This window comes from Hydrogenophaga bisanensis (assembly GCF_042665135.1).
Taxonomy (GTDB): domain Bacteria; phylum Pseudomonadota; class Gammaproteobacteria; order Burkholderiales; family Burkholderiaceae_C; genus Hydrogenophaga; species Hydrogenophaga bisanensis.
This window is the reverse complement of record NZ_JBHTBX010000006.1, coordinates 92,687-115,422: the sequence shown is the minus strand read 5'-3', so window position 1 is coordinate 115,422 and position 22,736 is coordinate 92,687. Positions and strand designations below refer to the sequence as shown.

Annotated in this window: 17 protein-coding genes; 12 read left to right on the top strand and 5 right to left on the bottom strand. The window is 66.9% G+C overall.

Annotated elements, in window-relative coordinates; all coding sequences use genetic code 11:
• Position 1: 1 nt before the first annotated feature.
• The 5 genes from ACFQNJ_RS10520 to ACFQNJ_RS10500 are packed head-to-tail and all read left to right on the top strand — an operon-like array spanning position 2 to position 4,311.
• Complete coding sequence (locus ACFQNJ_RS10520; protein ID WP_382257221.1) at positions 2 to 1,138, top strand: aminotransferase-like domain-containing protein; 1,137 nt, start codon at positions 2 to 4, stop codon at positions 1,136 to 1,138.
• A gap of 4 nt (positions 1,139 to 1,142) precedes the next feature.
• Positions 1,143 to 1,760 (top strand): glutathione S-transferase family protein, encoded by a 618-nt coding sequence (locus tag ACFQNJ_RS10515; RefSeq protein WP_382256895.1) that lies wholly within the window; start codon positions 1,143 to 1,145, stop codon positions 1,758 to 1,760.
• Positions 1,761 to 1,775: 15 nt separating this feature from the next.
• Positions 1,776 to 2,651: a PhzF family phenazine biosynthesis protein gene (locus ACFQNJ_RS10510; RefSeq protein WP_382256892.1), complete on the top strand. Its 876-nt coding sequence runs from the start codon at positions 1,776 to 1,778 to the stop codon at positions 2,649 to 2,651.
• Positions 2,652 to 2,659: 8 nt separating this feature from the next.
• Entirely contained in the window at positions 2,660 to 3,352 is a 693-nt protein-coding gene (locus ACFQNJ_RS10505) for a VOC family protein (protein WP_382257218.1), read from the top strand.
• Entirely contained in the window at positions 3,349 to 4,311 is a 963-nt protein-coding gene (locus tag ACFQNJ_RS10500) for a threonine dehydratase (RefSeq protein ID WP_382256889.1), read from the top strand. The genes ACFQNJ_RS10505 and ACFQNJ_RS10500 overlap by 4 nt, the downstream gene beginning before the upstream one ends.
• Positions 4,312 to 4,321: 10 nt before the next feature.
• Here the strand turns inward: ACFQNJ_RS10500 and ACFQNJ_RS10495 are convergent, their stop codons facing one another.
• On the bottom strand, positions 4,322 to 6,631 hold the full coding sequence (locus tag ACFQNJ_RS10495; protein ID WP_382256886.1) for a hybrid sensor histidine kinase/response regulator: 2,310 nt from the start codon (positions 6,629 to 6,631) through the stop codon (positions 4,322 to 4,324).
• A gap of 193 nt (positions 6,632 to 6,824) precedes the next feature.
• On the opposite strand from ACFQNJ_RS10495, the gene ACFQNJ_RS10490 reads away from it, so the two are divergent.
• Positions 6,825 to 7,496: a histidine phosphatase family protein gene (locus ACFQNJ_RS10490; protein WP_382256883.1), complete on the top strand. Its 672-nt coding sequence runs from the start codon at positions 6,825 to 6,827 to the stop codon at positions 7,494 to 7,496.
• On the opposite strand, the gene ACFQNJ_RS10485 is transcribed toward ACFQNJ_RS10490, so the two are convergent.
• On the bottom strand, positions 7,483 to 8,358 hold the full coding sequence (locus ACFQNJ_RS10485) for a creatininase family protein (protein WP_382256880.1): 876 nt from the start codon (positions 8,356 to 8,358) through the stop codon (positions 7,483 to 7,485). The two genes, ACFQNJ_RS10490 and ACFQNJ_RS10485, sit on opposite strands and share 14 nt — an antisense overlap.
• 33 nt (positions 8,359 to 8,391) lie before the next feature.
• A complete protein-coding gene (locus ACFQNJ_RS10480; RefSeq protein ID WP_382257215.1) occupies positions 8,392 to 9,609 on the bottom strand; it encodes a class I SAM-dependent methyltransferase in 1,218 nt (405 codons plus the stop codon).
• 232 nt (positions 9,610 to 9,841) lie between these two features.
• Here ACFQNJ_RS10480 and ACFQNJ_RS10475 point away from each other — a divergent pair, with 232 nt between their 5' ends.
• The 4 genes from ACFQNJ_RS10475 (at position 9,842) to priA (ending at position 16,441) form a co-directional block, all read left to right on the top strand.
• A complete protein-coding gene (locus tag ACFQNJ_RS10475; protein WP_382256877.1) occupies positions 9,842 to 12,061 on the top strand; it encodes a protein-disulfide reductase DsbD family protein in 2,220 nt (739 codons plus the stop codon).
• A gap of 44 nt (positions 12,062 to 12,105) precedes the next feature.
• Positions 12,106 to 12,744: a thioredoxin family protein gene (locus ACFQNJ_RS10470; RefSeq protein ID WP_382256874.1), complete on the top strand. Its 639-nt coding sequence runs from the start codon at positions 12,106 to 12,108 to the stop codon at positions 12,742 to 12,744.
• A gap of 97 nt (positions 12,745 to 12,841) precedes the next feature.
• The gene (gene hemE, locus ACFQNJ_RS10465; protein ID WP_382256871.1) at positions 12,842 to 13,939 is read left to right on the top strand and encodes a uroporphyrinogen decarboxylase; all 1,098 of its coding nucleotides are present in this window, start codon (positions 12,842 to 12,844) and stop codon (positions 13,937 to 13,939) included.
• A 402-nt stretch (positions 13,940 to 14,341) separates the two neighbouring features.
• Positions 14,342 to 16,441 (top strand): replication restart helicase PriA, encoded by a 2,100-nt coding sequence (gene priA, locus ACFQNJ_RS10460; RefSeq protein WP_382256868.1) that lies wholly within the window; start codon positions 14,342 to 14,344, stop codon positions 16,439 to 16,441.
• An 82-nt stretch (positions 16,442 to 16,523) separates the two neighbouring features.
• Here the strand turns inward: priA and katG are convergent, their stop codons facing one another.
• Positions 16,524 to 18,737 carry a catalase/peroxidase HPI gene (gene katG / locus ACFQNJ_RS10455; RefSeq protein WP_382256865.1) on the bottom strand — a complete coding sequence of 738 codons (2,214 nt, stop codon included), beginning with the start codon at positions 18,735 to 18,737 and terminating at the stop codon, positions 16,524 to 16,526.
• A gap of 252 nt (positions 18,738 to 18,989) precedes the next feature.
• Positions 18,990 to 19,952 (bottom strand): AEC family transporter, encoded by a 963-nt coding sequence (locus tag ACFQNJ_RS10450; RefSeq protein ID WP_374641980.1) that lies wholly within the window; start codon positions 19,950 to 19,952, stop codon positions 18,990 to 18,992.
• Between the two features lie 98 nt (positions 19,953 to 20,050).
• On the opposite strand from ACFQNJ_RS10450, the gene ACFQNJ_RS10445 reads away from it, so the two are divergent.
• Together ACFQNJ_RS10445 and ACFQNJ_RS10440 are read left to right on the top strand one after the other, a co-directional pair.
• The gene (locus ACFQNJ_RS10445) at positions 20,051 to 22,108 is read left to right on the top strand and encodes an ATP-dependent helicase (RefSeq protein WP_382256861.1); all 2,058 of its coding nucleotides are present in this window, start codon (positions 20,051 to 20,053) and stop codon (positions 22,106 to 22,108) included.
• Entirely contained in the window at positions 22,105 to 22,587 is a 483-nt protein-coding gene (locus ACFQNJ_RS10440; RefSeq protein WP_382256858.1) for a hypothetical protein, read from the top strand. Before ACFQNJ_RS10445 ends, ACFQNJ_RS10440 begins: the two co-directional genes overlap by 4 nt.
• Positions 22,588 to 22,736: the final 149 nt, after the last annotated feature.

The following is a 22,736-nucleotide window of genomic DNA, read 5'->3' as shown; positions in this document are numbered from 1 at the left end:
GATGAACCCGTCGGTGATCCGCGAGATCCTCAAGGTGACCGAGAAGCCCGGCATCATCAGCTTTGCCGGCGGCCTTCCCTCGGCCAGGACCTTTCCGGTCGAAGCCTTCGCTGCCGCCTGCGAGACGGTATTGCGCACCGACGGCCCTGCGGCACTGCAGTACGCCTCCAGCGAGGGCCTGCCAGCGCTGCGCGAGTGGATCGCCGGCCAGCTGCCATGGGACGTGAGTCCGGACCAGGTGCTGATCACCACCGGCAGCCAGCAAGGTCTCGACCTGGTGGCCAAGGTGCTGATCGATCAGGACAGCACGGTGCTGGTGGAAACGCCCACCTATCTGGGCGCGCTGCAGGCCTTCACACCCATGGAGCCGGCCATCGTTGGGGTGCAGAGCGATGCGGAAGGCATCGACGTGGACGACCTGGCAAAGAAGGCCCCCGGCGCGCGCTTCCTGTACGTGCTGCCCAACTTCCAGAACCCGACCGGCCGCACCATGAGCGAGGCGCGGCGCCAGGCTCTGGTGGACACCGCTCGGCGCATCGGGCTGCCCATTGTCGAGGACAACCCGTACGGCGACCTGTGGTTCGATCAGCCGCCGCCGAAGCCGCTGACCGCGCGCAACCCCGAAGGTGGTATCTACCTGGGCTCGTTCTCCAAGGTGCTGGCGCCCGGTCTTCGCCTGGGCTACGTGGTCGCGCCCAAGGCCATCATGCCCAAGCTGCTGCAGGCCAAGCAGGCGGCCGACCTGCACAGCCCCAGCTTCAACCAGCGCATGGTCGCCGAGGTACTCAAGGACGGCTTCCTCGACCGCCACGTGCCCACCATCCGCGCGCTCTACAAGCACCAGTGCGAGGTGATGCTGGACGCGCTGACCCACGAAATGGCAGGTCTGGACGTGCAATGGAACTCGCCCGACGGAGGCATGTTCCTGTGGGCACGGCTGCCCGCCGGCCTGAACGCCATCGAACTGCTGCCCAATGCAGTGGACAAGGGCTTGGCCTTCGTGCCCGGTGCTGCCTTCTTCGCGTCCGATCCGGACCCGCGCGCCCTGCGCCTGTCCTTCGTGACCGCAAGCGAGGAACAGATCCGCATCGGCATCAAGGCCCTGGCGGACACCATCCGTGAAGCAGTGAAAGGCTGAAACCATGCTACGCATCTGGGGCCGGCTGAGTTCGATCAATGTGCGCAAGGTTGTGCTGTGCGCGCAGGCGCTCGGACTTGACTTCGAGCGCATCGATGCGGGACTGTCCTACGGCGTGGTGAACACGCCGGACTACCGCTCCAAGAACCCCAACGGCCTGGTGCCGCTGCTGGAGGACGGAGACTTCACGCTCTGGGAGTCGAACGCCATCGTACGCTACCTGTGTGCCCGTGAAGGCTCACCGCTGTACCCGCAGGACCTGCAGCGCCGAGCCGATGCCGAGCGCTGGATGGACTGGCAGCAGACCACGCTCAACCCGGCCGGCAGCCCCGGGTTCAAGCAGCTGATCCGCACGCCCGAGGCGCAGCGCGACCCGGCCGTCATCGCCGCCTCGGTGGCCGCGACCGAGCCGCTGTTCGCGCAGCTCGACGAGCACCTTGCGCGCCAGCCCTTCATGGCGGGCGACGCGCTGACCATGGCCGACATCCCCATCGCCTGCGAGGTGCACCGCTGGTGGGGCCTGCCGCGGCCGCGCCCGGCCTGGCCGCACCTCGAACGCTGGTACGCGCAGTGGCTGGCCCTGCCCGCCAGCCGCGGCGTGCTAGACCTGACCCTGTCCTGATCCCGGAGAGCCCCCATGCAGCAACGTCCTTTCAAGCAGGTCGACGTCTTCACCGCCACCCCTTACCGCGGCAACCCGCTGGCCGTGGTGCTGGACGGCAGCGGTCTCTCGACGGCCGAGATGCAGCACTTCACGAACTGGACCAACCTGTCGGAGTGCACCTTCCTGCTGCCGCCCACGCCCGAAGGTGCGGCAAAGGGCGCCGACTACCGCGTGCGCATCTTCTGCCCGGGCCGCGAGCTGCCCTTTGCCGGTCACCCCACACTGGGCAGCTGCCACGCCTGGCTGGAAGCCGGCGGCGTGCCACGCGGCGAGCACGTGGTGCAGGAATGCGGTGTGGGGCTGGTGAAGATTCGGCGTGACGGCGGGCGGCTAGCGTTCGCGGCACCGCCGCTGATCAAGAGCGGACCACTCGACGAAGCCGACGTGCAGCTCATCGCCCGCGGCCTGGGTGTGACGCGCGAGGACATCGCCGCGCACGCCTGGTGCGACAACGGCCCCAACTGGCGCGGCGTGATGCTGCGCAGCGCCGAGCAGGTACTGGCGCTCCGGCCCGACGCGACCATCCTCGACGGTCTGGACGTTGGCGTCGTAGGGCCGCGCGGCAAGGTCGGCGTGGTCGGCCGGCAAGACACGGGCGACACGCAGTTCGAGGTGCGGGCCTTTTTTCCGGGCAACAACGGCCTGACCGAGGACCCGGTGACCGGCAGCCTGAACGCGGCTCTGGCTCAGTGGCTGATGGATGCAGGCCTGGCGCCCGAGCGCTATGTGGCCGCGCAGGGTACGGCATTGGCACGCCAGGGGCGGATACACATTGAGCGCGACCGGGACGGGGCGATCTGGGTGGGCGGCAACTCGGTGACCTGCTTCGACGGGCGGGTGCGACTGTGACCATCGATCTGCACGCGCGCATCGACCATTTGGTGGTCGCCGCGTCAACGCTGGAAGAAGGCATTGCCTGGTGCGAAGCCACACTGGGGCTGACACCCGGACCCGGCGGCTCGCATGCGCTGTTCGGCACGCACAACCGCCTGCTGCGACTGTCATCGAACGACCATCGGCAGGTCTATCTGGAAATCATCGCGATCGATCCGCAGGCCACACCAGCGCGTGCCGCCCCGCTGCGGCGCTGGTTTGATCTGGATGACCCGACCCTCCGGGACCAGTTGGACCGGCAAGGTCCCCAGTTGATCCACTGGGTGGCAAGCGTCCCCGACATCGACGCGGCCTGCGCCGCCTGGCGTCGCCTGGGCATTGACCGGGGCCCGGTGATCGAGGCCTCCCGCCCGACGCCCGAGGGGCTTTTGCGCTGGCGCATTGCCGTGCGTGACGACGGGCAACGTCTGCTCCATGGCACGCTGCCCACCCTGATCCAGTGGGGACCGGTGCATCCCGCCGACCAGATGCCTGCCCCCGTTCTGGGTCTGGTGAGCCTGCATCTGCAACACCCGCAGGCGCCTCTCCTGAGAGCGGCATTGAACGCCATTGGCCTGGACCACGTGACGGTGGAAACGGGGCAGCCTGCGTTGCAGGTTCAGCTCACGTCCGCCCCGGGCACGCCGCTGACACTCTCCCACCAGGAACCTGCATGAGCCTGCCTTCCCTTCGCGATATCGAAGCCGCCGCCGAGGTGGTGTACCGCGAATTCGCCCCCACACCCCAGTACCGTTGGGCGCTGCTGAGCCAGCGCCTGGGCACCGACTGCTGGGTCAAGCACGAGAACCACACGCCGGTCGGTGCATTCAAGATCCGCGGAGGGTTGACCTACTTCGACGCCCTGCGCCGGCGAGGCCAGTTGCCACGCGCGGTGGTCAGCGCCACGCGCGGCAACCACGGCCAGAGCATCGGCTGGGCGGCCCGTTCGCACGGCATTGCGTGTGCGATTGTGGTTCCCCAGGGCAACTCTGCTGAAAAGAACGCCGCCATGAGGGCCCTGGGCGTCGAACTGATCGAACATGGCGAAGACTTTCAGGCCAGCCGCGAGCACGCGCAGCAACTGGCCCAGTCACGCCAGGCCCACATGGTGCCCAGCTTCCACACCGATCTGCTGTCGGGAGTGAGCACGTACTGGTGGGAATTCCTGCGCGCCGTGCCCGACATGGACGTGGCCTATGTGCCGATCGGGCTGGGTTCGGGGGCGTGCTCCGCGATTGCCGCCAAGCTGGCACTCGGCCACCGTGTGCGTATCGTGGGTGTCGTCAGCGCCCATGCCACGACCTATGCGGATTCCCTGGCAGCGGGCCAGGTGGTGCCTTCCGCGGTGAGCACCGTGCTGGCCGATGGCATGGCTTGCCGGCTGGCTGATGCCGATGCCCTGTCGGTGCTCCGGCCGCACCTCGATCACGTGGTGAAGGTGAGCGACGAGGAGGTGGCCGCCGCCATGCGCGCCATCTACGCCGACACGCACAATGTCGCCGAAGGTGCCGGAGCGGCAAGCTTCGCGGCAGCGTGGCAGGAGCGTGGACGGCTGCGCGGGCAGGTGGTGGGCACCGTCCTCAGCGGCAGCAACGTGGACGCGAGCGTGCTCTCAGGAGTACTGGCAAAAGACTGAGGCCCGTCCCTCAGGCCGCCGAAGGCTGGACCAGCCGCTGGACGACGTCGCAAAAGGATTCGATGGCATCGGTCTTGAACACCACCTCGCGCACGCCGACCTCTGCCGCCTTTTGCTCGAGTTCCTCGTTGATGTAGCCCGAGGCCACCGCCACCGTCAGCCGGGGGTTGATGGCCAGGACTTCCCGGGCCACATCGATGCCGGACATGCCCGGCATGTTGTAGTCGGTCAGCAGGAGATCGAATCCCTGGGGGTTGGCCCGCACCGCGTCGATGGCCTCCTTCTGGTCACAAAAGGCAGAGACCTCATAGCCCCTGCGCTGCAGGAGGCGACGGACCAGAAACACCAGGGTGTCATCGTCGTCGAGGTACAGCACGTGGCCAGCGGCCGTCGCAGGTGGCGTGGTCATGGGGGGAATCTCCTCGGAAACGGCCCCTTCCGGCGGATCGCCGGCAGGAGGATCTGCGGACATTGTGCCGGCATGCGGGACCGGTGTGTCCAGGTGGGTGGCGGGAAAGTAGAGAACAAAGGTGGAACCGTGTCCTGGTTCACTGCTCACGTGGATGGCGCCACCATGAGCCTGCACGATGCCCAGAACCACAGGCAGCCCGAGACCGGTCCCCTGTCCGACCGGTTTGGTGGTGAAAAACGGATCGAAGATGCGCTGCCTGGTGGCCTCGTCCATGCCGCACCCGGTGTCGCTGACGGTGATGCTGACCGCATCGACGCCATCCTGAACACACACTTGGGCCACTTCGGCAGGCAGCGCCGGATCATCCGCCCTGACCCTGTCGATGGCCAGATCGATTCGCCCGGGTTTGCCCTGAAGGGCATGAATGGCATTGGTCCCCAGGTTGAGCAGCACCTGGCCGATCTGGGTGGCGTCCGCCCTGACCATGGGACAGGTGCTGCAGTGGCGCACCGTGAGATGAATGTGCGGCGGCAAGGCGGTGCGCAGCAGGTTGGAGGTTTCCGTGGCGATGTCATCGAGCCTGACGGGCGTGCGCTCCAGCGGCTGCTGCCGGGAAAACGCCAGGATCTGACGGACCAGTTCGCGACCCCGCCGTGCCGCGTTGCTGATCTCGTGCAGGCTCTCGCGCGCGGGCGCACCCGGCTGCAGGTCCTGACGGGCGAGGTTGGCATTGCCCAGGATCGCGGCAAGGATGTTGTTGAAGTCGTGGGCCACCCCGCCCGCCAGGGTCCCCAGCGCCTCCATCTTCTGGGACTGTGACAACTGCTGGGCCAGGCGTTGCTGCTGCTGCTGGGCCTGCCGCAGGCTGGTGACGTCCACGAAAGTGAACACCACATGCCGCAGGCCGCCCAGGACATCGTTCTCGGGATACGCGTTGCACAAGGCCCAGCGCACCGGCTGGCCCTGGTTGTCGGCCAGACCGAAGATGACGTCATGCACCGGCTGACCCGTCGCCAGCACCCGGTCAAACGGCATTTCATGCCGTCGCATGGGCTGCCCGTCCTCGCGCAGCATGCGCCACTGCTCGGGCGGCGACGGGGACCGGTCGGCAGCGCCCCCGTCATCGGTCCATCCCAGGAAACGCCGGGCCAGACTGTTGATGTCAGCGATCGACCGGTCAGGCCGGTACACGATCAGTCCCGCGCTCAGGTTCTCGATGAGTGCGCGCAGATCCGACTCGCGGGTCTGCAGATCCTGCCGGGCACGATCGGCCAGCTGGCGCAGGCGGTAGGACACCAGTGCGCCATACAGGATCATCCGCACCATCTTGGAGAACAGGGCAAACAGCATCAGACCGGGCAGTACCTGGGCCAGCGACAGGCCCAGCAACGGCACCATGATCCCGTAGCCGATCATGGCCCCCACCTCCAGCAAGGACCAGAACTTGACCACCTGGAGTTCGGGGACCCGCCGCTGAGGATCTGCCCGCCGGATGTCGCGATAGGCCAGCGCGGCGATGACGGCCGTCGTCAGCACCAGCACCAGCTGACGAACCTTGGGCAGGTCCCACACTTCCTGGAGCATCACCTGCCCGAGCAGCAGGCCGGCAGAGCAAAGCCAGACCAGATGGATGGGGCGGGACAGCCCCAGGAAACTGCGCAAACCCATCCAGGCGAACAGCACACTGACCGCCATCATGGCGTTCGGCAGGCTGGTGCTCCACGCGGCGGGCACCTGTCCGGTCATCATCAGGCCGGCAGCCCCCACGATGGACACCGCCGCAGACGAAGCCCACCAGCCGGGACCGCCGATCGCCGGGTACCGCTTCATGAGTGCCAGAAAACCCAGTCCTGTCAGGAGGTCGATACCGAGCCTGACGACCAGCAACGTCGCCAGATCAATCGGCATGGGGGAACACTCGGCGGATGGACTTCATGGAATGGACGATTGAAGCACAGACGAGGCCTGGACAACCCGCCGAAATGACGAAGAAAGTTCGCGGTAATCGAAGCATCCCGCCGCGAGGTGACCGTCACCTGCGTGTCACACAGTCGCTGTCGAGACAAAGATGTCTTCCGCGTGTCCCACAGAATGCCGGCCCATGGGAACTCTCTATCTCGTGCGTCATGGTCAGGCCTCCTTCGGCGCGGACGACTACGACCAGCTCAGCGATCTGGGCCGGCGCCAGGCCGAGCGGCTGGGCCAGTACTGGGCAAGCCGGGGATTGCGTTTCGACGCGGTCATCACGGGCTCGCTGCGGCGTCATGCGCAGACCTGGGCAGGCATCGCCAGCGGCGCTGGCATGGACCATGCACCGCTGGTCTGGCCGGGCCTGGACGAGTACGACAGCCACGCGGTCATCGAGACCATCCACCCGCACCCCTTGGTCAAGCCGGACACACCCGAGCTGTACCGCCAGCATTTCCGGCTGCTTCGTGACGGGCTGGCCCAGTGGATGGCCGGGACCGTGAGCCCGCGCGGCATGCCCAGCTACACCGATTTCGTCCATGGTGTGACCGGCGCACTGGACCATGTGCGCAGCCATCACCATGGCCAGAATGTGCTCATCGTCTCCAGCGGCGGGCCGATCTCAACGGCCATGGGCCATGTGCTGGGGCTCAGTCCCGACGCCACCATCGACCTGAACATGCGCATCCGCAACAGCGCGGTCACCCAGTTCCAGTTCACGCCCAAGCGGCATGCGCTGCTGACTTACAACACGCTGCCGCATCTGGACGGCCCAGACTACGACAGCTGGATCACCTACGCCTGAGCGGGTCGGTCAGCGAAGCTGCAGGATAGGCGACGTCCTCGCGCAGGGTGTCCGGAGGCAGGCGATCGATTTCCAGCAGCAGTTCGGCCAGCGCACGTCCGGCGGCACCGACCAGCGCCAGCCCCTTGTCTGCCGTGGCGGCAGCCGCATCACCGACCGCGCCCTGCCGGTTGTAGTCCTGCATCATCCAGGCCAGCTTGGCACTGCGGCCATTGCCCAGGATGGCGTGTTGCCGGGCACGCTCGCTGGAGGTGGAGCCAAAGCGCTCGGCCTGGTCCATGCGAACACGCTCGGGCGCGAGCGCCAGCATCATCGATGTCTCGATGTCACCGGCATGGATGCCAAAGCGATGCTCGTCGGCACTGAACCGCGCGCTGACATCCTGCCCCTGTTCATCCTGCAGCGGGAGGTTGAACCAGCTGAGGCTGTAGACGAGCATGCCCAGGCGAGCGCGCAGGTCGCGCGCCACCAGATCGAGGGCCCCCACCTGGCCACCGTGGGTGTTGAACAGCACCAGCTTGCGCACGCCGCTGGCCGCGACACACTCCCCCAGCTCGGTCCAGACACGCATCAGGGTCTCGGCGCGCAGGCTCAGGGTGCCGGCGAACCGGGCGTGCTCGGGCGAGAAGCCCACCGACTGCGTGGGCAGCATGAGCACCGGCGTGCCCGCCGGCAAGGCATCCAGCGCCCAGGCGACGATCCCGTCCGCAATGGTGGCATCCACCGAGAGGGGCAGGTGCGGGCCATGCTGCTCGGTGGCGGCCACCGGTAGCACGGCGATGGTCCGCGGCAGGTCCAGATGGCCGAAATCGGCGGTGGTGAGGTCGGACCAATGGGCTGGCAGGTGAGGGACTGGGTTCATGGCCGCCATCTTACGGCGCCGGGGGTGTTCGCTTCAGTCCCTGGCATACATCCAGCGACGCGACCACGGCATCTCGCCGGCGCTGCGCCGCGCGGGACGGCACAGCACCTGAAAGAGGGCAATCTCGTCCTGCTCGAAAGCCCAGGCGCACCCGGCCAGATAGACGCGCCAGATGCGCCAGCGCTTGTCGTCGACCAGGGCACGTATCCGGTCGCGCCGAGCCTCGAAGGCCTCGCTCCACAGGGCCACCGTTCGGGCGTAGTGGCGGCGCAGGTTTTCGGCATCGAAGACCTCCAAGCCACCCTCCTGCATGGTGCGCATCACCGTGCCAATGTGGGGCAGCTCGCCATGGGGAAACACGTAGCGGTGGACGAAGCCCCCCGCCCCCTTCGATGCCTCGCCATCGTGCGCGTCCGAACTCGTGATGCCGTGATTGAGGACCCAGCCATCGGGCGCCAGCAGGGCACGGACCTGACCGAAATACGCGGCCAGGTGATTCAGCCCCACGTGTTCGAACATGCCCACGCTGGTGACCCGGTCGAAGGGACCGTCCGGGACATCGCGGTAGTCCTGCAGGCGGATTTCCACGCGGTCTTCCAGGCCTGCCACCTTCACGCGCTCGCGCGCCAACGCGTACTGGTTCTCGGACAAGGTGATGCCCACACAACGGGCGCCAAACTGCTGGGCAGCCCGGATCACGAGTGCCCCCCAGCCACACCCGATGTCCAGCAGGCGCTGGCCAGGCTGAAGACGAAGCTTGGTGAGGATGTGATCGATCTTCTTCTGCTGCGCCAGCGCCAGTGATTCGTCCCCGCGCTCGAAGTAGGCACACGAATACACCATGGCCGGATCCAGCCACTGGGCATAGAACTCGTTGGAGACGTCGTAGTGGTAACGGATGGCGTCGCTGTCGAGCGCCCGGGTGTGTTCGACCCGGCGCCTCGGACGGACAACGGCCTGTTCATCCACGGACGCGGCATCCGCCAACCCGTGCGCCACGGCCACGATGTCCTGCAGGTCACCCTCGACATCGATCAGGCCCTCCACATAGGCCTGACCGAGGGTTTCCAGCGTCGGCTGCATCAGCAAGGGCAGTGCGGCCGCATCACGCACGCGCATGCGGACCTTGGGCTCCGAAAAGTCCCCCAGACTCAAGCCACTGTGCCCATGGTCGCCCCAGGTCAGGCGAACGGGCAGGTTGACGCGGCGGCGCAGACGATGCGCCCATGGCCGCAAAGCCAAATCGATCATCGAGCCCATGCCGGTTCCTCCCCTCACTGCGGTGGCCAGAAAGACAGGAAAGATGTCTTTTTACCGAAGATGGCGCCATCTGTGAACCATTTCACGAATGCGTTCGACCGATCGATCCGACAGCCGGCGCACCGCCCGGGGCCGGTCTGGCAGGCTCCACTTATATTTGCAGCCTGATCCTCCACCGCCGGATGAGGGGAACCTGTGTCCCGGATCCGCACTCCGACTGCCCATGCCCGCTCTTGCCCTGTCCGTTTTCCGCAGCCAGCCAGCCCCCCTGGCCTGGCTGATCGCCCTGCTGCTGTTTCTGTCCATGGGCATGGCCTCGGCGCAATCCCTGCTGGTCCGCGGGAGTGCCGCTGCCATCAGCCAGACCGAGCAGGTGCGCTCCGAATTGATGGCTCACGCGCCGCAAGGCGTGGGCGCTGGCCGCACCGTCTGGGTAGGCCTGCAGCTGACCCACGCCCCCGAGTGGCATACCTACTGGAAAAATCCGGGTGATTCAGGTCTGCCGACCGAACTGCGCTGGACCTTGCCCCCTGGCGTCACCGCCGGCGAGATTGCGTGGCCCACCCCACGCAAGTTCCCGCTGGGCAACCTGGCCAACTATGGCTACGGTGACACAGTGCTGCTGCCCGTGCCCCTGACCATCGATCCGTCGTTTCGGGCACCGACCCTGGACATTGGCCTGGAAGCCAGCTGGCTGGCCTGCCGCAAGGAGTGCATCCCCGAAGAAGCCTCCCTGCGCCTGAGCATTCCGGCCGAAGGCTCCACGGCGGCGAACGCAGCCCTGTTTGATGCTTCTCTGGCAGCGGCACCCACCGCCCTTGCAGCGGGTGACGGCCGCATCGAACCCGAGGAAGGATTCCTGCGCGTGAATCTGGGGGGCTTGCCCGCAGACTGGCGCGGAAAGACGCTGGAGTTCTTCCCGGAAACCCCTGGACTGATCGAACCCGGCGCCCCCTGGACACAGGCCTGGGACGGCGATCGATGGTCGGCGCGCATCCCGCTGTCAGCCCACCGCAGCGAAGGTCCGTCCGAGCTGCCGCTGGTGCTGGCGCGCGCCGATGGCCCTGCCGTCGGCCCCGCAGAGGCCGGGGTACGCACCGTGCTGCCCGTGCAGGGAAGCTGGCCCGCTGTGGCGGCGCTGCCATCGGGCAACGAGGTATCACCAGCGCTGCAGGCGGCACTGGACGCCAACGCGGCCCGGGCCGCCAGCGGCCCCGCCCCCGCGTCGGGACTGACACTGGGCGCCGCCCTGATCGGCGCCCTGATCGGTGGACTCATCCTCAACCTGATGCCCTGCGTGTTCCCGGTGCTGGCGATCAAGGTGCTGGCCTTTGCCCGGCACGCCGACGACCGGGCTGCGCACCGGCGCAACGGCCTGGCCTACACCGCCGGCGTGGTGCTGTCCTTCATGGCTTTGGGAGGCCTTTTGCTGGGCCTGCGGGCCGCCGGCGAGGCCATCGGCTGGGGATTCCAGCTGCAAGACCCGATGGTGGTGGCGGCGCTGGCGGTGCTGTTTACGCTGATCGGACTGAACCTGGCGGGCCTGTTCGAGTTCGGCCAGATGCTGCCCGGCCAGCTGGCCGCTTACCAGGCCCGGCACCCGACGGTGGATGCGTTCCTGACCGGCGTGCTGGCGGTGGCGGTGGCCTCGCCCTGCACGGCGCCATTCATGGGCGCTTCGCTGGGACTGGCGGTGGGCCTGCCCGCCTGGCAGGCCCTGTCGGTGTTTGCCCTGCTCGGCCTGGGCATGGCGCTGCCCTACCTGCTGGCCAGTTGGTGGCCTGCCGTCGCCCGCCTGCTGCCGCGCCCGGGCGCCTGGATGCAGACTTTCCGTCAGCTCATGGCGTTTCCGATGTTCGCCACGGTGGTGTGGCTGTTGTGGGTGCTGGGCCAGCAGACCGGCATCGACGGCGCCGCCGCCTTGCTGATGATCCTGGTGGCCCTGGCCTTGCTGGTGTGGGCTCTGACCCTGAGGGGTCGCAGTCGCCTGATGCTGGGCTTGGTCTCGGCGGCCGGACTCGTCTGGCTGGCCGTCGCCATCGGCCCCCGGGTGACCACCATGCTGCCGGCGGATGTCACGGCATCGGTCGCCACGCCAGGCGAAGGCACCTGGGAACCCTGGAGCCAGGCCCGGCAGGACGCCCTGCTGGCCGAAGGTCGTCCGGTCTTCGTCGACTTCACCGCGGCCTGGTGCGTGACCTGCCAGTACAACAAGCGGACCACCCTCGCCGACCCGGCCCTGTTGCAGGACATGGCCTCCCGGCAAGTGGCCCTGCTGCGTGCCGACTGGACGCGGCGCGACCCGGCCGTGACCGCTGCACTGGCCGCCCTGGGCCGCAACGGCGTGCCGGTGTATGCCATTCATAAAAACGGACGGGCACCGGTGGTGCTGTCCGAGGTGTTGAGCGTGGAGGAGGTCCGTGCGGCGCTGACCGGTCTGTGAGCCGTGACTCCGCTGTCCGTATTCACCCCAGACAGGAGTTCATCATGATCCGACGCCGTCCGTTGTTGACACTCGGGGCCGCCACCGTGGCGCTGCCCGCGGGCCTGCTGGCGGGCCGGGCGGTCCATGCGGCTGCGCTGGTCGGTCAGCCGGCACCCGATTTCTCGCTGACAGACACCACCGGCAAGACCGTTCGGCTGTCCCAGTTCAAGGGCAAGCCCGTGGTGCTGGAGTGGAACAACCCGGGCTGCCCCTTCGTGCGCAAGCACTACCAGGGGAACCTGCAATCCCTGCAGAAAACCTACACCGCCAAAGGTGTGGCCTGGCTGGCGATCAATTCCACGCGTGACGACAGCGCGGACTACCTGCCGCCACCCCAACTGGCGCGCTGGATGACCGACCAGGGCGCCAGCCCTACCGCCACCCTGATGGATGAGGACGGCACGGTCGGTGCCACCTACGGCGCCAGGGTCACCCCGCACATGTACCTGATCGACGCCCTTGGCGTGCTGGTCTACGCGGGCGGCATCGACAGCATCCCCTCGGCCCGGGCGGCCGACATCGAGAAAGCCACCAACTACGTGCGGCAGGGTCTGGACGAGCTGCTCGCAGGCAAACCGGTCAGCAAGAGCACCAGCCTGCCATACGGCTGCAGCATCAAGTACCGCAACGGCACCGCCTGAATCTCGTGCGGCCGCGCTTGCGCTGGCGCAAGTGCGCGGCCGAAGGTAACCGGGATAATCGGCGGTTTGTCCATTGCCCACCTTCCCGGATACCCGCATGAGCTTCGCCCCCCTGCAGAACGACACTTTCCTGCGCGCCTGCCTGCGCCAGGCCACCGATCACACGCCGGTATGGCTGATGCGCCAGGCCGGACGCTACCTGCCTGAGTACTGCGCCACGCGTGCCAAAGCCGGTTCGTTCATGGGGCTGGCCACCAACGTCGACTACGCGACCGAGGTGACCCTGCAGCCGCTGGAGCGCTACGCGCTGGACGCCGCCATCCTGTTTTCCGACATCCTGACCGTGCCCGACGCCATGGGGCTGGGCCTGTCATTCCAGCAGGGCGAAGGTCCCAAGTTCGCGAAGACCGTACGCACCGAGGCCGATGTGGACCAGTTGGCCGTGCCGGACATGGACAAACTGCGCTATGTGTTCGACGCGGTGACCTCGATCCGGAAGGCGCTCAACGGCCGGGTACCGCTGATCGGCTTCTCGGGCAGCCCGTGGACGCTGGCCTGCTACATGGTCGAAGGCGGTGGCAGCGACGACTACCGCCTGGTCAAAGGGCTGATGTACAGCCGACCGGACCTGATGCACCGCATCCTGGCCATCAACGCCGACGCGGTGGCGACCTATCTCAACGCGCAGATCGACGCGGGCGCGCAGGCCGTGATGGTGTTCGACAGCTGGGGCGGCGTGTTGGCCGACGGCAAATTCCAGGAGTTCTCCCTGGCGTACACGAAACGGGTCCTGGCACAGCTCAAGCGCACCGACGCGAGCGGCACGGTGATCCCGCGCATTGTCTTCACCAAGGGCGGCGGCCTGTGGCTGGCCGACATGAAGGACCTGGACTGCGAGGCGCTGGGCCTGGACTGGACGGTGAACCTGGGCGCGGCGCGCGCGCTGGTGGGCGACTCGAAGGCATTGCAGGGCAACATCGACCCGAACGTGCTGTTCGCGCCACCGGAGGCGATCGACCGCGAGGTGGCGGCCGTGCTGGAAAGCTTTGGCCGACCGCACCAGGGCGACGGCACGGGTCCGACGCACATCTTCAACCTCGGCCATGGCATCAGCCAGTACACGCCGCCTGAGCATGTGAATGCACTGGTCGATGCCGTGCACCGTCATTCGCGCCGGTTGCGTGCCCAGTCCTGATGTGCATGAAAGATTTCAATGGCCTCGCAGCACCGGCAAAGGGCCTTTTGAAGCGCTCGCGTGCCTGTTTGGGGTCCACCTAGCACAAATCCGGCCCAAAATCGCACTTGACAGAACTCACTTATGCACAAATTTCGTGCTGCGGCGCGCCAAAACACCTTGGTGTCCGTGTGTGTGCGTTTCAGCGCATGGAATTTCGTAAGTTGTTGATTTTATTGAGATCTGATCGGTGCTTTTTTTGCAGGCAGTTTAAGCAAACCCTTGATTTTCAAGGCCTCCGGGCGCGCTGGCACAAGCTATCAACAAAGTTATCCACAGATTCTCTGGACAGCTGTGGAATGATCGAAGAATCAAGGACTTACACCGTTTTTCACCAGTAAAGCTGAAGAAAAACTGCTAACTATGACTTACTGGCCCAGTGTGGTGGTGGCGACCCCGGCCCACAGCGGGCTCGCGGGCCCCCTCACCTACCGAAGTGAGCAGCCGCTTGCAGCGGGCAACCTGGTGCGTGTGCCGCTTGGCGCCCGCGAGGTCCTGGGCATCGTCTGGTCTTGCCCGTCCGACCCGCCGGCCGACTGCAGTGAAGAACAGCTGCGGCCCGTCAGCGCGGTGCTGGATGGCCTGATGCCTCTGGGTGACGGCTGGCGCCAGCTGGTGGCGTTCGCCGCGCGCTACTACCAGCGCGGGCTGGGCGAAATGGCCCTGTCGGTGCTGCCCCCCGCCCTGCGCGACCTGGACAACACCCAGCTGGCCCGCCGACTGAAACGCCTGGCCAAAGTCAACGGTTCGGCTGCCTGTCCCGAGACGCCAGTGTCACGACCCCAGGCCAGCGCAGAGCAGCAGCAGGTGCTTGACGCCCTGGGCACCCTCGACCGCCCGGCCCTGCTGTACGGCAGCACCGGCAGCGGCAAGACCGAAGTCTACCTGCGCGCCACCGAACAGGTGCTGCAGGACGACCCGGCCGCCCAGGTGCTGGTGCTGGTGCCGGAAATCAACCTGACCCCCCAGCTGGAGGAGCGCTTCCGTCAACGCTTCGAGCCCCGTCACGGCAGCGCCGCGCTCGTCAGCCTGCACAGCGGCATGACACCGGCCCAGCGACTGCAGGCCTGGCTCGCCGCCCACGCCGGCACGGCACGCATCGTCCTGGGCACACGGATGGCCATCTTTGCCAGCCTGCCGGGGCTGCGCCTGATCGTGGTCGATGAGGAGCACGATCCCAGCTACAAAAGCCAGGAGGGCGCGCGCTACTCGGCGCGCGACCTGGCCGTCTACCGCGCCAAGGTGGAAAGCGACCGGGGGCCCCATCCGTGCCGGGTCATTCTGGGGTCGGCCACGCCATCGCTGGAAAGCTGGCACGCGGCCGAGCAGGGTCGCTACCGGCGATTGGCCATGCCAGGCCGCATCGGTGGCGGCGAACTGCCCCGCCTGCGGCTGGTGGACATGAACCATCAGCCCAAAGGGGCCACCCTGTCCCCCCCCCTGCTCGCGGCCATGGAAGAGCGGATCGCCCGGGGGGAACAGTGCCTGGTGCTGCTGAACCGCCGCGGCTACGCCCCGGTCCTGTCCTGCGACGCCTGCGCCTGGAAAAGCCAATGCCCCCATTGCAGCGCCTTCCAGGTCTTCCACAAGCTGGACCGCACCCTGCGCTGCCATCACTGTGGCTTCACCCGGCGCGTGCCGCGGGCCTGCCCCGACTGCGGCAACCTGGACATTGCACCGATCGGCCGCGGCACCGAGCAGATCGAGGAACAGCTGGCGGGTCTGCTATCACAGGCGGTGCGGCCCGACGGCACACCGGCGCGGGTGGCGCGCATGGATGCCGACACCACCCGCACCAAGGGGAGCCTGGAACAGCAGCTCCAGGCCTTGCATGAGGGCGAGGTCGACGTGCTGGTCGGCACGCAGATGGTGGCCAAGGGCCACGACTTCCGGCGCATCACCCTGGTGGCGGGCCTCAACGTGGACGCGGCCCTGTTCGCCAGCGACTACCGCGCGCCCGAACGCCTGTTCGCACTGCTGATGCAGGCCGCCGGCCGCGCCGGGCGTGATGCGGGACACAGCGGTCACAGCGAGATGTGGGTGCAGACCTGGCATCCGACCCACCCGCTGTTCGCGGCACTGAAGAAGCACGACTACCCCGCGTTTGCCGCCGAGCAACTGGCCGAACGGGAAGCGGCGGCGATGCCGCCTTTCGGATACCAGGCCCTGCTGCGCGCCGACGCCCGCACCCAGGACGCGGCGCAGGCCTATCTCAACGGTGTCGCGGATGCCGCGGCGGACCTGCCCGGCCGTGACGAGGTGACCCTGTATCCCGCCGTGCCCCTGCCCATCCAGCGGGTGGCCAACGTGGAACGCGCCCAGATGCTGGTCGAATCCCACTCGCGCCAGGCCCTGCAACGGTTCCTGTGGGCCTGGCAGCCGCTGCTGCTGCAGGGTCGCAGCCTGCCCGAGGCGCGCGGGCTGATCCGGTTTGCCGTGGATGTGGATCCGCTCGCGGTCTGAGCGCTGACGTAAGAAAGAAAAAACCCCCGGCACCTTGCGGCACCGGGGGCAGGGGCAGGGAACCTGCCTGATCAACGCTTGATTACTTCAGATCGAAACGGTCCAGGTTCATGACCTTGTTCCAGGCCGCGACAAAGTCCTTGACGAACTTGCCGCCGTTGTCGCTCTGGGCATAGACCTCGGCAATGGCGCGCAGCTGCGAGTTGGAGCCGAAGGCCAGGTCGACCCGGGTGGCGGTCCACTTGGCAGCGCCGGTCTTGCGGTCGGTGCCCTGGTAGGCGTTGTCGCCGGTGGGCTTCCAGGCGGTCGACATGTCCACCAGGTTGGTGAAGAAGTCGGTGGTCAGCTGGCCCACACGCTGGGTGAACACACCGTCCTTGCTGCCGCCATGGTTGGCGCCCAGCACACGCAGACCACCCACCAGCACCGTCATCTCCGGCGCGCTCAGGGTCAGCAGCTGGGCCTTGTCGAGCAGCATCTCCTCGGGCGAAACGCGATAGGCCTTCTGGCGGTAGTTACGGAAACCGTCAGCCACGGGCTCCAGCACGGCGAAGGACTCGACATCGGTCTGCTCCTGGCTGGCGTCCATGCGGCCCGGTGCAAACGGCACCTCGACCGCGTGGCCCGCCGCCTTGGCCGCAGCTTCCACCGCGGCGCAGCCGGCCAGCACGATCAGGTCGGCCATCGACACCTTCTTGCCACCGCTCTGGGCGCTGTTGAAGGTCTTCTGGATACCCTCGAGCACACCCAGCACCTTGGCCAGTTGCGCCGGCTGGTTGGCCTCCCAGTCCTTTTGCGGGGCCAGGCGGATGCGGGCACCATTGGCACCGCCACGTCGGTCGGAACCGCGGAAGGTCGAGGCCGAGGCCCAGGCGGTCGCCACCAGTTCACCCACCGACAGGCCAGAGGCCAGCACCTGCGCCTTGAGCGCGGCAATGTCCTTGGCATCGACCAGCGGATGGTCGACGGCCGGGATGGGGTCCTGCCAGATCAGGTCTTCGGCCGGCACCTCGGGGCCCAGGTACAGGCTCTTGGGACCCATGTCGCGGTGGGTCAGCTTGAACCAGGCGCGGGCGTAGGCATCGGCAAACTCGTCCGGGTTGGCCAGGAAATGGCGCGAGATCTTCTCGTAGGCCGGGTCGAAGCGCAGCGACAGGTCGGCCGTTGTCATCGCGGGCGGATGCTTCTTGCTCGGATCATGCGCGTCGACGATCATGTCCTCGGGGTCAACATTCTTGGCACGCCACTGGATGGCGCCGGCGGCCGTGGTCATTTGCTCCCACTCGTACTTGAACAGCACTTTCAGGTAACCCATGTCCCAGGTCGTCGGGTTGGGCTTCCAGGCACCCTCGAAACCGCTGGTGGTCGTGTCGCCACCCTTGCCAGTGCCGTGCTTGTTGATCCAGCCAAAGCCCATTTCCTCCATGGGCGCGCCTTCCGGCTCGGGGCCGACCAGCTCCGCGGGGCCTGCGCCGTGCATCTTGCCGAAGGTATGGCCGCCGGCCACCAGGGCCACGGTTTCGTAGTCGTTCATGGCCATGCGGGCAAAGGTCTCGCGCACGTCCTTGCCCGAGGCAACCGGATCGGGGTTGCCATCCGGGCCCTGCGGGTTCACGTAGATCAGGCCCATCTGCACGGCTGCCAGCGGATTCTCCAGCTCACGGTCACCGCTGTAGCGGCTGTTGGGCTTGTCGCTGGTGGCCAGCCACTCCATCTCGGCGCCCCAGTAGATGTCCTCTTCCGGCGCCCAGATGTCTTCTCGGCCACCACCGAAGCCGAAGGTCTTGAAGCCCATGGTCTCCATGGCCACGTTGCCGCAGAGAATGAACAGGTCGGCCCAGGAGATGGCGTTGCCGTATTTCTGCTTGATCGGCCACAGCAGGCGGCGGCCCTTGTCGAGGTTGCCGTTGTCGGGCCAGCTGTTCAGGGGCGCAAAGCGCTGGTTACCCGTGTTGGCACCGCCGCGGCCATCGGCTGTTCGGTAAGTGCCGGCGGCGTGCCAGGCCAGACGGATGAACAGACCGCCGTAGTGGCCGTAGTCGGCCGGCCACCAGTCCTGGCTCTGGGTCATCAGGTCGGCCAGGTCCTTCTTCAGCGCCTTGAAGTCCAGCTTCTTGAACGCCTCGGCGTAGTCGAAGTCCGGATCCATCGGGTTGGACACCGGCTGGTGCTGGTGCAGGATCGACAGGTTCAGCTGATTGGGCCACCAGTCGGCGTTGGACTGGGCACCGTGGGTGGCTCGTGCGCCGCCAGCGGCGTGGAAGGGGCATTTGGCTTCGGTGGTCGGGTTGCTCATCTCTGCTCTCCTGTGGTGATGGGATATGAACCGGTACGTCAGAAGGTGGCGGCCAGGGCAGCCAGCGCTTCCAGCCAGTCGCTGTGCACATTGAAGGGCGATTCGGTCGGCTTCATGACGGGCTCCTCGTGAAAAGGAGCCCTTACTTTAGGCGCCATCTATCGCTATGTCGATCCAATTGCGCAAATCAATTCCATAGCGAACGCCAATGCGGCGGCGCAGCATTGCGCCGCAGGAAAGGATCCGGTCGGATCAGGTCAGGAGGGCCACCGCACCCGAGAAGCTCAGGAAAGCCGCCGCGGTGGAGACCAGGATGATGCGGGCGATGCGCCCGTTGTCGGCCCCCATGCGCTCGGCCAGCAGGGACACATTGCTCGCACTGGGCAGCGCCGCGGCCAGCACCATGACCGTGAGGGCGAAGCGGTCCAGTGGCACACCCAGCTGGATGGCGGCCGTTCCCACCGCCAGCACCAGCAGCGGGTGCAGCACCAGCTTCATCAATGCCACGGGCAGGTAGTCCGACAGGGGCATCGGGTGATTGGCCTGGATCTGCGAACGCGCCAGCACCGCACCAATGGTGAACAGGGCCACCGGCGATGCCGAGTCGGCCAGCAGCCAGACGGTCTTTTCCACTGGCCCCGGCAGCTGGAACTGCAGGTAGGACGCCAGCGCACCGCCCAGAATCGCCCAGGGCATCGGGTTGGCGGCCACGCCGCGCAAGGCCTTGCGACCCGCATCCACCATGGCCTGTGTGCCATGCCCTTGCCCCTCATCCAGCCGCGAAAGGGCCACACACAGCGAACTGGTGATCACCATGTCCACCAGGATCAGCAGGATGACCGGTCCCGCCGCGGGCTGACCCAGCAAGGCCACCAGCAGGGGCACCCCCATGAAACCGGAGTTGGGGAAAGCCGCCACCAGCGCGCCGAAAGACGCATCGTTCCAGCGGATGCGACCGTTCATCGTCACCACGATGGCAAAGGCCACCATCACCAGGGCGCACAGCAGGTAGACCCCCGCCACCGAGGCGTCGAGCAATTGCGCGATCGGCGTGGTCGACCCGAAGCGGTAAAGCATGCAGGGCAGCGCGAAGAACAGCACAAAGCCATTGAGACCCGGAATGGCCTCCAGTGGCAGCATGCGCCGGTGCGCGGCCAGAAAGCCTGCCAGCACCAGGGCGAAGAAAGGGAAGGTGACAAGAAGGATTTGCAGCACGGTGCGGCATTGTCTCAGGATCGGCTCCGCACCCTGCCGGGGTTCGGGACAGTGATTGAGCAGACCGGTATCATCAAGCGCTTTGCTCGCCCGATTCCATGTCCGCCGGTCTGAACATCGCCCAGCTCGAAGCCGTGAACCACCTCGGCGGCCCCAGTCTGGTGCTGGCCGGCGCCGGATCGGGCAAGACGCGGGTCATCACTCACAAGATCGCGCGCCTGATCCAGGCCGGGCTGGCTGCAGACCGCATCGCCGCCATCACCTTCACCAACAAGGCCGCCGCCGAGATGCGCGAGCGCGCCGGGCAACTGGTGGGACGCGAGGCCCGAAAGGTACTGATCTGCACCTTCCATGCCCTGGGCGTGCGACTGCTGCGCGAAGACGGTCAGGTGCTGGGCCTCAAGCCGCAGTTCTCCATCCTGGACACCGACGACATCACCAGCCTGCTCAAGGACTGCGGCGGCACCACCGATGCTAACACCGCACGCGCCTGGCAATGGACCATCAGCGCCTGGAAAAGCGCCGGCCTGACAGCGGAGCAGGCACAGAAGCAGGCCCGCGACGAGAACGAGCGGGTGACTGCTGCCATCATGGCTCGCTACGAAGAACGCCTGACCGCCTACCAGAGCGTGGACTTCGACGACCTGATCCGGCTGCCCCTGAAGCTGCTGGGCGACTATCCCGAGGTGCGCGAGAAGTGGCAGCAGAAGATGGGCCATGTGCTGGTGGACGAATACCAGGACACCAACGCCACGCAGTACGACCTGCTCAAGCTGCTGGTGGGCGAGCGCGCACGCTTCACCGCGGTGGGCGACGACGACCAGTCCATCTACGGCTGGCGCGGCGCCACGCTGGACAACCTCAAAAAGCTGCCGGTGGACTTCCCGCAGCTCAAGGTCATCAAGCTGGAGCAGAATTACCGCTCGACGAGTGCCATCCTGCGGGCGGCCAACAACGTCATCGGCCCCAACCCCAAGCTGTTCCCCAAGACGCTGTGGAGTGATCTGGGTGAAGGGGAGCCGGTGCGCGTGGTCGACGCCGACAACGAGGAACACGAGGCCGAGCGCGCGGTGGCGCGCATCCAGAGCCTGCGCGCCAACAGCCCGCACAAGGAGTGGCGCGACTTCGCCATCCTTTACCGGGCCAACCACATGGCGCGGGCGTTCGAGCAGGCGCTGCGCCGGGCACAGATTCCCTACAAGGTTTCCGGCGGGCAGAGCTTCTTCGACAAGGCCGAGATCCGTGACCTGTGCGCCTGGCTGCGGCTGCTGGTCAACAACAACGACGATCCGGCCTTTCTGCGCTCGGCCACGACACCCAAGCGGGGCATCGGCCACACCACGCTGCAGCAGCTGGGCACGTTTGCCACCCAGTACAAGCTCAGCCTGTTCGAGGCCCTGTTCTCGCATTCGCTGTCCAGCGCCGTGAGCAGCCGCGCCATCACCACGCTGCACGAGTTCGGCCGCATGGTCAACGACCTGGAGTACCGGGCCCGCCATACGGTCGGGCATGAGGCCGCGCTGGCCTTCCTGCTGCAGTGGCTCAAGGACATCGGTTACGAGCAGCACCTGTACGACAGCGAAGACAACGAGAAGATTGCCGCCGCCCGCTGGTCCAACGTGATGGACTTCGTTGACTGGGTGGCCGGGCGCTGCGGCGGCAGGATCGAGAACGAGGGCGGCGTGCAGGTGGAAACCGAGCGCAAGAGCCTGCTGGAAGTGGTGCAGACCATCGCCCTGATCTCCACCCTGTCCGAACGCGAACAGGACCAGAACGTCGTTACCCTGTCCACCCTGCATGCCTCCAAAGGGCTGGAGTGGCCGCACGTCATCCTGGTGGGGGTCAACGAAGGCCTGCTGCCGTTCAAGGTCGACGAAGCCGACAGCGATCTGCCCGCCCCTGTGCTGGCCGACCGGCTGCAGGAGGAGCGCCGCCTGATGTACGTGGGCATCACCCGCGCGCAGCGCACCCTGGCGGTGAGCTGGCTCAAGCGCCGCAAGAAGGGGCGGGAAAGCGTGCCCGGGCAACGCAGCCGGTTCATCGACGAGATGGGGCTGGACCAGGCCACCGTTCGTGAAGACCCGAGAGAAAAACTGCGCGCCTTGCGCGCCGAGTTTGCCCAGCGCGCGGCCGCGCCCAAACCGGAGGTCACATGATCCCTTGGCGCCTGTTGTTCGCAGCGGCCACCTGCCTGGGCATCCACGCGTCCGGGTTCGCCCAAGGGCCATCGCCCGGACCCGCTTCGTCCTGCGTCAGCGCGGACGCCATCACCCCTCTGCACCTGTACGGCCTGTGGCAGCTTCGCCTTTGGCCTGAAGGGGAACCGGAGGACCGGCCGTCATCCGAAGGCGCGATGCTGTTCGAGCGCCACCCCGAGTTTCCCGGCAGCGTGCGCGGACAGTTGCGCCGCAGCGCCACCGGCAACGACCTGACCGCCCTGGTATCGGGCGATGTGGAAGGGGGTGAGTTCACCCTGGACGAGTCGACCGATGGCGTGCGCATCGACGCCGTCTGGACAGGCGGCCTTCCCCCCCAGGCCTGTGGACGGGAGATCCGCGGGGTGCGGCAGCCCGCAGAAACCACGGGGGGCCCTGCGCTGAACTTCGTGCTGCGCAAGGTCCCCGGCTGGCAATGACCGGCAGAGGCGGCCTCGAACCCAGAGCACGCCATCCACTGACCAGGGATGATCTATCCTCAATTTTGGGGATAGTCTTGCTTTCCGTCATGGTGGCCGAATCTTTCGGGGATACGATGGCTGTTACAGAACGTCAACGCCGGCCCGCT

Bases quoted from the DNA above. Each gene is read 5' to 3' on its own strand.
- ACFQNJ_RS10520 (WP_382257221.1), top strand. From the start codon at position 2: ATGAACCCGTCGGTGATCCGCGAGATCCTCAAGGTGACCGAGAAGCCC.
- ACFQNJ_RS10515 (WP_382256895.1), top strand. From the start codon at position 1,143: ATGCTACGCATCTGGGGCCGGCTGAGTTCGATCAATGTGCGCAAGGTT.
- ACFQNJ_RS10510 (WP_382256892.1), top strand. From the start codon at position 1,776: ATGCAGCAACGTCCTTTCAAGCAGGTCGACGTCTTCACCGCCACCCCT.
- ACFQNJ_RS10500 (WP_382256889.1), top strand. From the start codon at position 3,349: ATGAGCCTGCCTTCCCTTCGCGATATCGAAGCCGCCGCCGAGGTGGTG.
- ACFQNJ_RS10495 (WP_382256886.1), bottom strand. From the start codon at position 6,631: ATGCCGATTGATCTGGCGACGTTGCTGGTCGTCAGGCTCGGTATCGAC.
- ACFQNJ_RS10490 (WP_382256883.1), top strand. From the start codon at position 6,825: ATGGGAACTCTCTATCTCGTGCGTCATGGTCAGGCCTCCTTCGGCGCG.
- ACFQNJ_RS10485 (WP_382256880.1), bottom strand. From the start codon at position 8,358: ATGAACCCAGTCCCTCACCTGCCAGCCCATTGGTCCGACCTCACCACC.
- ACFQNJ_RS10480 (WP_382257215.1), bottom strand. From the start codon at position 9,609: ATGATCGATTTGGCTTTGCGGCCATGGGCGCATCGTCTGCGCCGCCGC.
- ACFQNJ_RS10475 (WP_382256877.1), top strand. From the start codon at position 9,842: ATGCCCGCTCTTGCCCTGTCCGTTTTCCGCAGCCAGCCAGCCCCCCTG.
- ACFQNJ_RS10470 (WP_382256874.1), top strand. From the start codon at position 12,106: ATGATCCGACGCCGTCCGTTGTTGACACTCGGGGCCGCCACCGTGGCG.
- hemE (WP_382256871.1), top strand. From the start codon at position 12,842: ATGAGCTTCGCCCCCCTGCAGAACGACACTTTCCTGCGCGCCTGCCTG.
- priA (WP_382256868.1), top strand. From the start codon at position 14,342: ATGACTTACTGGCCCAGTGTGGTGGTGGCGACCCCGGCCCACAGCGGG.
- katG (WP_382256865.1), bottom strand. From the start codon at position 18,737: ATGAGCAACCCGACCACCGAAGCCAAATGCCCCTTCCACGCCGCTGGC.
- ACFQNJ_RS10445 (WP_382256861.1), top strand. From the start codon at position 20,051: ATGTCCGCCGGTCTGAACATCGCCCAGCTCGAAGCCGTGAACCACCTC.
- ACFQNJ_RS10440 (WP_382256858.1), top strand. From the start codon at position 22,105: ATGATCCCTTGGCGCCTGTTGTTCGCAGCGGCCACCTGCCTGGGCATC.